Source organism: Pantoea cypripedii (assembly GCF_002095535.1).
In the GTDB taxonomy this organism is placed as follows: domain Bacteria; phylum Pseudomonadota; class Gammaproteobacteria; order Enterobacterales; family Enterobacteriaceae; genus Pantoea; species Pantoea cypripedii.
The window spans coordinates 4,432,233-4,444,529 of the sequence record NZ_MLJI01000001.1 but is presented as its reverse complement, the minus strand read 5'-3'; the positions used below and the strand labels follow the sequence as shown (position 1 = coordinate 4,444,529).

The following is a 12,297-nucleotide window of genomic DNA, read 5'->3' as shown; positions in this document are numbered from 1 at the left end:
GATGGATTCGCAACGCAATCTCTTTCTCATCGCTTTTCTGTTCGTGTCTTTTATGATCTGGCAAGCCTGGCAAACGGACCATGCTCCGCAGCCGCAGCAAACCCAGACCACGCAGACGACCAACAGTACAGCGGGTGATGCCGCCTCTTCCGGCGTTCCCGGCAGCGGCCAGGGCAAAACGATCACCGTTAAGACTGATGTCCTGTCATTGAACATCAACACTCGCGGTGGCGACATCGAGCAGGCTTCACTGCTGACTTACCCGGACAAACTGGGTTCGGATGCACCGTTCCAGCTGCTTGAAACCACCCCAGCGTTCATCTATCAGGCGCAGAGCGGCTTAACCGGCCGTAACGGTCCGGATAATCCGAACAATGGCGCGCGTCCGCTTTTCACCACCACTCAGGATCACTTTGAGATGGCGGAAGGCCAGACTGAGCTGCGCGTACCGCTCACCTGGACTGGCGAAAATGGTGTGGTTTACACCAAAACCTTCGTGTTCAAACGCGGCGAATTCGCCGTGAATGTTGACTACAACATCAACAACACCAGCGAGCAACCGCTGGAAGTGGCGATGTTTGGTCAGCTGAAACAGACCATCGAAGTGCCGAAGCACCGTGATACCGGTAGCAACAACTTTGCTCTGCATACCTTCCGTGGTGCAGCGTACTCAACCAGCGATGCGAAATACGAAAAATATAAATTCGACACCATCGCCGATAACGAGAACCTGAACACCACTACCAGCAATGGCTGGGTAGCGATGCTGCAACAGTACTTTGCTACTGCATGGGTACCGCGTACCGAAGGCACCAACACCCTGTACACCAGCAATCTGGGTAACGGCGTTGCCGCCATCGGTTATAAATCAGCACCGGTCACCGTCGCACCTGGCGCGCAGCAGAATCTCGGCGCGACCCTGTGGGTTGGCCCGGAAATTCAGGACCAGATGGCCGCTATCGCGCCTCACCTGGATCTGACGGTGGATTACGGTTGGTTGTGGTTCATCTCTCAGCCGCTGTTCAAGCTGTTGAAGTTCATCCACAGCTTTATCGGTAACTGGGGCTTCTCCATCATCGTTATCACCTTCATCGTTCGTGGCATCATGTACCCGCTGACCAAAGCGCAGTACACTTCGATGGCGAAGATGCGCATGCTGCAGCCGAAGATTCAGGCTATGCGTGAGCGTCTGGGCGATGATAAGCAGAAGATGAGCCAGGAGATGATGGCGCTGTACAAAGCGGAGAAAGTGAACCCGCTCGGCGGCTGTCTGCCGCTGGTCATTCAGATGCCAATCTTCCTTGCCCTGTACTACATGCTGTCAGGCTCGGTTGAACTGCGTCACGCGCCGTTTATTCTGTGGATTCATGACCTGTCCGCGCAGGACCCGTACTACATCCTGCCGGTTATCATGGGTATCACCATGTTCTTCATTCAGAAGATGTCACCGACCACCGTGACCGATCCGATGCAGCAGAAGATCATGACCTACATGCCGGTTATCTTTACCGTGTTCTTCCTGTGGTTCCCGTCAGGTCTGGTGCTGTACTACATCGTCAGCAACCTGGTCACCATCCTCCAGCAGCAGCTGATTTATCGCGGCCTGGAAAAACGTGGTCTGCATAGCCGCGACAAGAAGAAAGCGTAACGCCCAGCTCCTGCGAGCAAGGACGTAAACATCGGGGCGGCATTTATGTCGCCCTGTTTTTTTTGCAAAGAAGGTGAATCATGAGCCATAGCGATACCATCGTCGCCCAGGCAACGCCACCCGGCCGTGGCGGCGTCGGCATTCTGCGTATCTCCGGAGCAAAAGCGGCCGACATCGCGCAAGCCGTGCTGGGTAAACTGCCGAAACCGCGCTATGCCGACTATCTGCCGTTTACCGATGCCGATGGCAGCGTGCTGGATCAGGGTATTGCGCTGTGGTTCCCCGGCCCCAATTCTTTTACCGGTGAAGACGTGCTGGAGTTGCAGGGCCACGGCGGTCCGGTGATTCTCGACCTGTTGCTGAAACGTATTGTGGCGCTGCCCGGCGTACGTATTGCCCAGCCGGGTGAATTCTCCGAACGCGCTTTTCTGAATGACAAACTCGATCTGGCCCAGGCGGAAGCCATTGCTGACCTGATCGACGCCAGTTCCGAGCAAGCAGCGCGCTCGGCGGTGAATTCATTACAGGGCGCATTTTCCGTGCGTATTAACGCCCTTGTGGAAGCACTCACTTACCTGCGTATCTATGTGGAAGCAGCCATCGACTTCCCGGATGAGGAGATCGACTTCCTCTCTGACGGAAAAATTGAAGCACAGCTCAATGCGGTGATCGGCGACCTGAATGGCGTGCGCGCCGAAGCGCGCCAGGGCAGCCTGCTGCGTGAAGGGATGAAAGTAGTGATTGCTGGCCGTCCCAACGCCGGAAAATCCAGTCTTCTGAATGCATTAGCCGGACGCGAAGCCGCTATCGTCACCGATATCGCCGGTACCACGCGTGACGTACTGCGCGAACATATCCATATCGACGGTATGCCACTGCATATCATCGATACCGCGGGCTTACGCGATGCCAGCGACGAAGTTGAACGCATTGGTATTGAACGAGCATGGCAGGAGATTGAACAGGCCGATCGCGTGCTGTTTATGGTAGATGGCACCACTACCGAGGCCACCGAAGCCGCCGCCATCTGGCCCGATTTCGTGTCACGTCTGCCCGCGGAACTGCCGATCACCGTGGTACGCAACAAAGCCGACATGACCGGGGAAACCCTCGGCCTGTCCGAAGTGAATGGTCACTCGCTTATTCGCCTGTCTGCCCGCACGGGTGAAGGCGTCGATACCTTGCGCGACCATCTGAAACAGACCATGGGCTTCAGCGGCAATATGGAAGGCGGCTTCCTCGCCCGCCGCCGTCATTTGCAGGCGCTGGAGTTAGCAGCGACTCACCTGCAACAGGGCAAAGATCAGCTGCTGGGAGCCTGGGCGGGTGAACTGCTGGCCGAAGAACTGCGTCTGGCGCAGCAGGCCCTGAGCGAAATCACCGGCGAGTTCACCTCGGATGACCTGCTGGGGCGGATTTTCTCCAGTTTTTGTATTGGGAAGTGATGCTCCTCCCTCCTGCTTATCATTCTGTTACCTGTTACAACAGGTAGCCGCTGTTTTACCTGCTATAGCGTGTGAAAAGTTAGTTTACCGCCTATAGCAGGTAACGTTTGATTTACCTGCTATAGCGTGTAAATGTAGTAACATGCCATTTGCAGGAGTCGCCCGATGAAAATCACCAGTGCCAGGCAATTAAGTGTTTACCTCAAAGATGTGAGGCTTTCAAAGCAGCTTTCTCAGGGTAAAGTTGCTGCGAAAGTGGGGATTCGCCAGGACACCGTTTCCAGCTTTGAATTGCAACCAGGAACAACCAAGCTGGAGACGTTTTTCCGTATTCTTTCAGCATTAAACCTCGAACTTGAAATCAAGCCACGAGGATCTGCAAGTGGCGATCCTCAAAGCGACAAAATCTGGAAAGAGGAATGGTAATGGCTGATCTTAATGTCTACATGAATGGCTATAAGGTCGGCATTTTTACCAAAGTGGCAACAGGGGCCCATCAGTTCAGATATGTCGATGAGTGGTTAAATCTGCCTGGTAGCCGCCCGATTTCTCTCTCAATGCCCTTACAGCATGCCGTCTATAAGGGTGAAGAAGTGTACAACTTCTTTGATAACCTCCTGCCGGACAATCCTGAAATTCGCAACCGCATTCTGGCTCGTTATAACGCCGACTCAACGCAGCCCTTCGATTTACTGACCAGAGTCGGCGCGGATACGGTAGGTGCATTGCAACTCCTGCCCCAGGGTTCAATTCCTGATGACGTACACACAACTCACTACGATGTATTAACGAATGCGGAGCTGGAGAAGATCCTGACAGGATATCAGGCGGGTGCACCACTCGGCATGATCGAAGAGATTGCGGACTTCCGTATTTCCCTGGCTGGAGCGCAGGAAAAGACAGCTTTACTCTGGAAAGAGGATCGTTGGTGCTTGCCACGTGGAACAACCCCCACTACACACATTCTCAAACTGCCAATCGGCAAAATTGAGAGCCACTCACATACTATCGACCTGTCAGAGAGTGTTGAGAATGAGTGGCTTTGCACCCTGTTGGCAAGAGAATTCGGACTGCAAGTACCTGATTGCTTCATCGTGAAAGTGCGGGAAATCAAAGCATTAGCAGTAGAACGCTTCGATCGTCGCTATGCGTCAGATGGACGTTGGATTATGCGCCTGCCTCAGGAGGATTTTTGTCAGGTTCTGGGTATTCCCTCAGCAAGAAAATATGAAAGTCATGGTGGCCCAGGCATTGCGCAGATTATGGAGCATTTGCTGAGTTCATCAAATCCTGAGGAGGATCGTTATAACTTCATGAAGTCACAGGTATTATTCTGGCTTCTGGCAGCAACTGATGGGCACGCAAAGAACTTTTCGGTATTTATCGAACCTGAAGGCCGATTTCGCCTAACCCCCTTCTACGACATTTTGTCGATATATCCTGCCCTGGGAGGCAGAGGACTGCACGTTCGGGATGCAAAACTGGCAATGGGATTGAAGGGCACACGAGGAAAAAAAGACCAGATTGAACAGATATTCCCGCGCCACTTCATAAATACAGCCAGAGATATCGGCTTTGAGCAACAGGCTATGGAAACCATTCTCAACGAATTTGCCGATTCCGTAGATAGCGTGATTGACCGTGTATGCCAGCAACTGCCAGAAGATTTCCCTGAATCAATTAAAGAAAAAATTCTCGGCGGACTTAAAAAGAGAGCAGCGCGGCTTCATCAGGAATAGTTTCGATGCTGCTTTGTTATTTGGCTCCCCCCTGCCTTTGCAGTATAACGATCCCACTGGGTGCGCAAAGTGCACCAACGGATCCTGGTCATTCCTCTATTCATGCTAAACATTAGGCTCAATTTGATGCCTGAAAAGGAGAGAAACATGAGTACACCGCTCGACAGCCTCGCCCTGAATGCGCTGTTCAATGAAGCCCGCACCCACAGCTACTGGCAAAACAAACCGATTTCACCGGACCTGTTAAAGCAACTCTACGCGCTGACGGCGCTGGGTCCGACTTCTGCCAACTGCTCACCGGGCCGCTTTGTGTTTGTCACCTCCCAGGAAGGGAAAGAAAAGCTGAAACCCGCGCTCTCTTCCGGCAACCTGGAAAAAACCATGGCAGCGCCAGTGACGGTTATCGTCGCCTCTGATGCGGAGTTCTATGAAAATCTGCCTAAGCTGTTTCCACACGGTGATGCGCGTAGCTGGTTCACCAGCAATCCGGAGTTGGTTAAAGAGACGGCATTTCGCAACAGCAGTTTGCAGGCGGGTTATCTGATCCTGGCGGCACGCTCATTGGGGCTGGATGCTGGCCCGATGTCGGGTTTTGATCCGGCCAAAATCAATGAAGCTTTCTTCAGCAACAGCAAATGGCAGGTTAATTTGCTGATCAACCTCGGTTATGGCGAAGCAAGCAAACTGCATCCGCGTCTGCCGCGCCTCGGTTTTGATGACGTCTGCAAATTTGCCTGAGTAAAAAGCGCCGTGACCCAGTCTGTCGCGGCGCGATTTATCACGCGGGTTTTATGGACCGCGCTTATCCCAGCGAATGAAAACCGCTATTGAAGTAGACCATCGGTTCTGCCGCTTCGCCCGGCAAATTAATGCCCACAATCCGCGCCAGAAACACGCTATGTGTATGCCAGTCCACCACTTTTTCCAGCTGACAATCAAAACTCACCAGCGCATCCGCCAGCACCGGCGCGCCGGTAGTCAGGGTTTGCCAGTCACCGTGCTGAAAGCGCTCGGCGCGACGCGCTGGCTGGCTGAACTGCGCGCATAGATCGGCATGGTGCGCGCGCAGCACGTTAACCGCAAAATATCCTGCCTGCAGAAAACCGGCATGGCTGGAGGAGCTTTGGTTGATACAAACCAGCAGGCTGGGCGGTTCTGCCGCCAGTGAGCTGACCGACGACGCAATCAGACCAAACTTCTCATCGCCTGATTGTGTGGTGACCAGTGAGACGCCTGCACTCAGGCGGCGCATACCAAAACGAAAGTCATCGAGTGAGATCGATTCCTGGGAAGATGAAGTAACTGACATAAAAACTCCGACGTGCATGATTCTGCGATGAAGCACAGCTGAAATCCGGCAATTATAATTTTCTCATCAGCCTGCCTTTTTAATGCCCAAATCCTACACTACATCGCCCCATTCAGCATCTAATCAGGCATTTATCAGCAAACACCCCGCATGACATGGCTGCTGGCGCGGCTTCAGCGCATGGTCATGATGTTCGGCGTTATCTGAAATTCAGGGATTCAACGTAATGCCGGATGCAAAGACATGAGAAAATTCTTACAATAGCTGTGATGATTATCCGACCATTTTCACGGAGCGACAGATGGCTAGTCATTTTGTTCGATGGATGGGTAACCCGCCCCTCTCCTCTGAGACAATGCGGGTTCCACAGGATGTAATTAATAGCGCGCAACGTCTGCCCGATAAGCGCCGTGGCCGCTTTCTTGCCGCTCGTGAGCTGCTGGCGCAGCTGATGTTGCGTATTTACGGTATCAATGAATTACCGCAGCTTGTCACCACCAGCAGCGGTCGACCTTGTTTTGCCGATTCCGCCCTGCCTGATTTCAGCATCGCCTACGCCGGAAATATGGTGGGTGTTCTGCTGGCTGAAGAAGGCGGCCGTGCCGGATTGGATATGGAAATCGTGCGCGCCCACAGTCGTCAGACACAGGATGCCCTCACCCAGGACCTCTCCTCCGGGGAGAAAGCCTGGATTAATGCGCAGCAGGATTTTATGGAAGCGCTGACGCAGATCTGGACGCTGCGCCAGAGCATTCTCAAACTCACTGGTGAAGCGGAAAGCGGTATTGATTCACTGCGACTCCATCCCGCCGCAGGGCGTCTGCGCTCCAGCGTGTTCCCGGATATTCAGGCCGTGTGCGATGCCGAACCGACGCTGGTTTGGTCGTGCGCGTTGTCACCCGGTACGGAACGACTTCGGTTGTGGGAAATTGATGGCGACTATCAATGGCAGCCGCTGCGCGATGTGGAGATGAGTAAACCGAATATCGGTCCACGCACCTTGCGTCTGACCAGTTTACCCAGCGAGCGCACCACACCGCAGGAAATGGGTCACCCATAACAAAACAGGCCGCTTATGCGGCCTGTTTAGTTTTAGTGGGCGTCAACAAACACGATTTTCAGTACAAACAGCAACGCAACCACCACCACGCACGGACTGATTTCCCGCCAGCGCCCCGTTCCCAGTTTCATCACGCAGTAAGCAATAAAGCCCAGCGCAATGCCTTCCGTAATCGAGAAACTGAACGGCATCATCACCGCAGTGACAAACGCCGGAACCGCTTCAGTAAGATCGTCCCAGCGCACGCGTGATAGCGATGCCGTCATCAGCACGCCGACGTAGATCAAAGCGCCCGCAGCCGCATAGGCGGGCACCATTGCCGCCAGCGGTGACAGAAACATCACCAGCAGGAACAGGATACCGGTGATCACCGCCATCAGTCCGGTGCGGCCACCAATCGCCACGCCCGAAGAACTTTCGATATAGGCGGTGACCGATGAGGTGCCAATCAGCGACCCGGCCACTGAGCTGATGCTGTCAACAAACAGCGCCTGCTTCATCCGTGGGAAGGTGCCTTTTTCATCGGTCAGCCCGGCTTTGTCGGTTACGCCAATCAACGTGCCGGAGGAGTCAAACAGGTTGACCAACATGAAGGAGAAAATTACCCCGGCCATCCCGATATTCAGCGCACCTTTGATATCGACCTGACCCACCACAGAGCCAACAGACGGCGGTGTTGCGAACACGCCGGTAAACTTCACATCGCCCAGCAGCAGGCCAATCACGGTAGTCACCACAATCGACACCAGCACCGCCGCATGGATATTACGTGAAGCCAGAATGGCGATGATAAAGAAGCCGAGCGCACCCAACAGCACGCTATGCGAGGTCAGGTTACCCACGGTGACCAGCGTGTCCGCATTCGGCACAATGATGCCCGCATTTTTCAGCCCCATCATGGCGATAAACAGCCCGATACCGGCCGTGATGCCCACGCGCAGGCTCAGCGGGATATTGGCGATCATCCAGTAACGCACGCGCAACAACGTGAGGATTAATAATCCCAGCGCGCCCCAGAAGATTGCCCCCATACCGATCTGCCACGAATACCCCATCGCGCCGACCACGACAAAGGCAAAGAAGGCATTCAGCCCCATCGCCGGTGCCAGTGCGACCGGCAGATTGGCCACCAGCCCCATCAGGATGCTGCCAAATGCGGCAATCAGACAGGTGGTGACAAACACCGCCTGGGTATTCATACCCGCGGCACCAAGAATCTGCGGGTTAACGAAGACGATGTACACCATCGTCAGAAAAGTGGTGAAACCGGCGATCACTTCCGTACGCACGGTAGTACCGTGTTCCTGCAACTTAAAAATGCGCTGCAACAGACCCTGCTTGTTCATAGCATTATCCTGCTGAAAAATTTAACGCGCGTATCCTATAGATTTTACCGGCCCAGCACACTGATTTTTCGCAAGCGTTTGCTCGACGCGCGCAGTGGGTTAGAGTGACAGCTAATTGTTTACCAAAAGGATGATGTGCGATGTCAGTTGAATGTATTTTTTTTGATTGTGACGGCACGCTGGTCGACAGCGAGGTGATCTGTACACAATCTTACGTCAACACCTTTGCCCGCTACGGTATCGAGCTATCGCTCCAGCAGATGTTCGAAAAATACAAAGGGGTAAAACTGTACGACATCATCCGTGATGTGGCAGCGGAACATCAGGCCGAACTCCCTATCGAGGAAGTGGAAACCGCCTACCGCGCCGAAGTGGCCCGGCTGTTTGACTTGCAGCTGGAGCCTATCGCCGGGGCCAAAGCGCTGGTGGAGCAGGTTAAAGTGCCGATGTGTGTGGTGTCGAATGGCACGGTAAAGAAAATGCAGCATTCCCTCGGGCTGACCGGCATGCTGCCGTACTTCGCTGAGCATCTTTACAGCGGTTATGACATCAATCACTGGAAACCCGATCCGGAACTGATGTACCACGCGGCGGAGCAAATGCAGGTGCCGATTGAGAAATGCATTCTGGTGGATGATTCGGAAGCGGGTGCCCGCGCCGGTATCGCCGCCGGTATTCCGGTGTTTTATTACTGCGCTGATGCGCATAACCCGGAGCTTGATCACCCGCTGGTGACCCGTTTTGATGATATGGCGCAGTTGCCAGCATTGTGGCAGGCGCGGGGTTGGGCGCTGGTGTAACGCCCTGTTACCCATCACGGCGCGAAAAATCGCGCCGTGGCATCAGCCAATCGCGCCCAGTGAATCCTCATTACCCTGCTTCTTCGGCAGCAAAAACAGCGTTGCCACAATATCCAGCAGATAAATCAGCGCCAGCAGCGTGATAGCCGCAGCGAATGATATTTTCGCCGCCAGTAAACCAATTACCAGCGGGCCAAAACCACCCACACCTCGTCCGAGGTTAAACAACACGTTCTGCGCCGTGGCGCGTGCCTGTGGCGGGAAAGTGTCGGAAATCAACGCACCATAGCCGCCAATCATGCCATTCACAAACATCCCCATCAGCGCGCCGGTAAACAGCATCACGGTGGGATCGCGCAGCTGAGCGTAGATAACCACCATCACTACCGCGCCAAATTGATACAACAGGAAGATTTTCCAGCGCGCGAAGCGGTCCGCCAGCACGCCAAACAGCCAGATACCGAACGTCATCCCCACCACGGTGACGGCGGTCCACAGGCCGGATTTGGTCAGACTGAAGCCGAAGCTGGAGGAGAGATAACTCGGCATCCAAATCATCAGGCCGTAATAACCAAAGTTCTGTACCGAGCAGAGGATAAAGATACCCAGGCTTGCCTTGCTGGTGGCCCGGTCGCTAAACAGCAAACGGATACGGGCGGTAAACGACAATTGCGGGGTTTTCGCCACATGATGGGTAAATCCTTCCGGTTCCCCCATGCTGCGGCGAATCACAAACGACACCAGCGCGGGCAACAGCCCCACCAGGAACATACCGCGCCAGCCAATCACGCTCAGCAACGGCGGGGTAATAAAGGCCGCCAGCAGCACACCCAGCTGCCAGCCGATGCCTACCCATGCGGAGGCGCGATTGCGCTTCTCCTGCGGCCAGGCTTCAGCGATAAGCGCCATGCCGATACCAAATTCGCCACCCAGTCCCATCCCTGCCAGGGTTCGGTACGCCAGCAAATCCCAGTAGCCCTGCGCCACCGCACATAACCCGGTGAAAATGGAAAACATCAGAATGGTGACGGTCAGAATGCGGATGCGGCCAAAACGGTCGCTGAGATGACCAAAGACAATGCCACCCACCACGGCTCCAATCAGTGTCCAGGTGACCAGCGATCCTGCTTGTGAAGGATCGAGCGCCAGCGAAACGCTAATCGCCGGTAACATGAAGCCAAGAATCAGCAGATCGAAGCCGTCCATCGCATAGCCACTTATAGCCGCCAGCATCGCTTTGGCCGGGGTGACGCTCTGTTTCTTTTTGGGGGAGAGGGGTGACATCAGCAACACCTTGTAATAAAAAGTGCGCCAAGTATAAAGAGCGGAACGCCGTGAGACCAATCAGAAATGAAGATGGCTGCCGCTAATGCAGGCAGCCATCAGGCTATCAGGACGGTTTGTTGGTGCCATCGTCGCCGGACAGCAGCTCATCCAGCTTGTCACCGCCAACGTGACGGAAATCCTGACCTTTCACGAAGTAGAAGATGATTTCGCAGATGTTCTGGCAACGGTCACCGATACGCTCAATGGCGCGTGCGCAGAACAGGGCGGTCAGTACGCTGGGGATGGTACGCGGATCTTCCATCATGTAAGTCATCAGCTGACGTACAATGCCCTCGTACTCTTTATCCACCTTCTTATCTTCACGGTAGATCTGGATCGCCGCATTCAGATCCATGCGGGCAAACGCATCCAGCACGTCATGCAGCATCTGCACGGTATGACGGCCAAGCGATTCCAGGCTCACCAGCAGCGGCAAATGTTGCTGGCCAAATTTCTCCAGTGCAGTGCGGCTGATTTTTTCCGCCACGTCACCGATGCGTTCCAGCTCAGAAATGGTCTTGATGATTGCCATCACCAGGCGCAGGTCGCTGGCGGTAGGCTGGCGTTTGGCGATGATGCGCACGCAGGCTTCATCAATCTCCACTTCCATCATATTGACCTTCTGATCACCGTCGATCACGCGCTGCGCCAGTTCGCCATCCTGGTTATGCATCGCGGTAATGGCGTCGGTGAGCTGCTGCTCAACCATGCCACCCATGATCATCACCTGAGTGCGAATGTGCTCCAGCTCCGCGTTGAACTGACCGGAGATATGTTTGTTCAGATTTAAATTATCCATGTGCGTCTCCTGTCAAATCAGCCGTAACGACCGGTAATGTAGTCTTCTGTCTGTTTCTGCGCTGGCTTGGTAAACAGCGTATCGGTATCGCTGAATTCAATCAGCTCACCCAGATACATAAACGCGGTGTGATCGGAACAACGCGCCGCCTGCTGCATGTTATGGGTGACGATCACCACGGTGTAGTCCTGCTTCAGCTCGGTGATCAGTTCTTCGATACGGCCGGTTGAAATCGGGTCCAGCGCCGAACAAGGCTCATCCAGCAGCAGCACTTCCGGGCGAATCGCAATGCCGCGTGCAATGCACAGACGTTGCTGCTGACCGCCGGAGAGACTGTAACCACTCTGATGCAGCTTGTCTTTGGTTTCATTCCACAGCGCTGCTTTGCTCAGCGCCCACTGCACGCGCTCATCCATATCAGCACGCGACAGCTTTTCAAATAAACGTACGCCAAAGGCGATGTTGTCATAGATCGACATCGGGAATGGCGTCGGCTTCTGGAACACCATGCCAACGCGGGCGCGCAGCAGGGCAATATCCTGGCTCGATGCCAGAATGTTGTCGCCATCCAGCAGAATTTCACCTTCTGCACGCTGCTCCGGGTAGAGCGAGTACATTTTGTTGAAGGTACGCAGCAGGGTCGATTTACCGCAGCCCGACGGCCCGATAAATGCGGTGACCTGGTTTTTCGCGATGTCCAGATTGATATTTTTCAGCGCATGGAATTTCCCGTAATGGAAGTTCAGATTGCGCACCTGAATTTTGCCGGCAGAAGAAGTTGCCATACTCATTGCTCGTCTCTCATGTACCGCGCCGCCGAAGCCG

Annotated in this window: 12 protein-coding genes; 7 read left to right on the top strand and 5 right to left on the bottom strand. The window is 54.3% G+C overall.

Annotated elements, in window-relative coordinates; genetic code table 11:
- Position 1: 1 nt before the first annotated feature.
- The 5 genes from yidC (at position 2) to HA50_RS20775 (ending at position 5,570) form a co-directional block, all read left to right on the top strand.
- Positions 2 to 1,648, top strand: coding sequence for a membrane protein insertase YidC (yidC, locus tag HA50_RS20795; protein WP_084878152.1), 1,647 nt, complete (start codon positions 2 to 4; stop codon positions 1,646 to 1,648).
- Positions 1,649 to 1,728: 80 nt separating this feature from the next.
- Positions 1,729 to 3,093, top strand: coding sequence for a tRNA uridine-5-carboxymethylaminomethyl(34) synthesis GTPase MnmE (gene mnmE, locus HA50_RS20790; protein WP_084878150.1), 1,365 nt, complete (start codon positions 1,729 to 1,731; stop codon positions 3,091 to 3,093).
- A 165-nt stretch (positions 3,094 to 3,258) separates the two neighbouring features.
- Positions 3,259 to 3,519: a helix-turn-helix domain-containing protein gene (locus tag HA50_RS20785; protein ID WP_084878148.1), complete on the top strand. Its 261-nt coding sequence runs from the start codon at positions 3,259 to 3,261 to the stop codon at positions 3,517 to 3,519.
- Positions 3,519 to 4,832: a type II toxin-antitoxin system HipA family toxin gene (locus HA50_RS20780; RefSeq protein WP_084878641.1), complete on the top strand. Its 1,314-nt coding sequence runs from the start codon at positions 3,519 to 3,521 to the stop codon at positions 4,830 to 4,832. The genes HA50_RS20785 and HA50_RS20780 overlap by 1 nt, the downstream gene beginning before the upstream one ends.
- 147 nt (positions 4,833 to 4,979) lie before the next feature.
- Entirely contained in the window at positions 4,980 to 5,570 is a 591-nt protein-coding gene (locus tag HA50_RS20775; RefSeq protein ID WP_084878146.1) for a malonic semialdehyde reductase, read from the top strand.
- Positions 5,571 to 5,634: 64 nt separating this feature from the next.
- Here HA50_RS20775 and HA50_RS20770 read toward each other — a convergent pair whose 3' ends face one another.
- The gene (locus HA50_RS20770; protein WP_084878144.1) at positions 5,635 to 6,141 is read right to left on the bottom strand and encodes a flavin reductase family protein; all 507 of its coding nucleotides are present in this window, start codon (positions 6,139 to 6,141) and stop codon (positions 5,635 to 5,637) included.
- Between the two features lie 301 nt (positions 6,142 to 6,442).
- Between HA50_RS20770 and HA50_RS20765 the strand changes: the two genes are divergently transcribed.
- Positions 6,443 to 7,201, top strand: a complete 759-nt coding sequence (locus HA50_RS20765) for a 4'-phosphopantetheinyl transferase family protein (protein WP_084878142.1) — start codon at positions 6,443 to 6,445, stop codon at positions 7,199 to 7,201.
- Positions 7,202 to 7,233: 32 nt separating this feature from the next.
- Here HA50_RS20765 and HA50_RS20760 read toward each other — a convergent pair whose 3' ends face one another.
- Complete coding sequence (locus tag HA50_RS20760) at positions 7,234 to 8,547, bottom strand: NCS2 family permease (protein WP_084878140.1); 1,314 nt, start codon at positions 8,545 to 8,547, stop codon at positions 7,234 to 7,236.
- Positions 8,548 to 8,687: 140 nt separating this feature from the next.
- On the opposite strand from HA50_RS20760, the gene yieH reads away from it, so the two are divergent.
- Positions 8,688 to 9,347 (top strand): 6-phosphogluconate phosphatase, encoded by a 660-nt coding sequence (yieH, locus tag HA50_RS20755; protein WP_084878138.1) that lies wholly within the window; start codon positions 8,688 to 8,690, stop codon positions 9,345 to 9,347.
- Between the two features lie 42 nt (positions 9,348 to 9,389).
- Here yieH and HA50_RS20750 read toward each other — a convergent pair whose 3' ends face one another.
- From HA50_RS20750 to pstB, 3 genes are all read right to left on the bottom strand, one after another.
- A complete protein-coding gene (locus HA50_RS20750) occupies positions 9,390 to 10,631 on the bottom strand; it encodes an MFS transporter (protein ID WP_084878136.1) in 1,242 nt (413 codons plus the stop codon).
- 106 nt (positions 10,632 to 10,737) lie between these two features.
- Positions 10,738 to 11,472 (bottom strand): phosphate signaling complex protein PhoU, encoded by a 735-nt coding sequence (phoU, locus tag HA50_RS20745; protein ID WP_084878135.1) that lies wholly within the window; start codon positions 11,470 to 11,472, stop codon positions 10,738 to 10,740.
- 17 nt (positions 11,473 to 11,489) lie between these two features.
- Positions 11,490 to 12,263 (bottom strand): phosphate ABC transporter ATP-binding protein PstB, encoded by a 774-nt coding sequence (gene pstB, locus HA50_RS20740; protein ID WP_084878133.1) that lies wholly within the window; start codon positions 12,261 to 12,263, stop codon positions 11,490 to 11,492.
- Positions 12,264 to 12,297 lie beyond the last annotated feature (34 nt).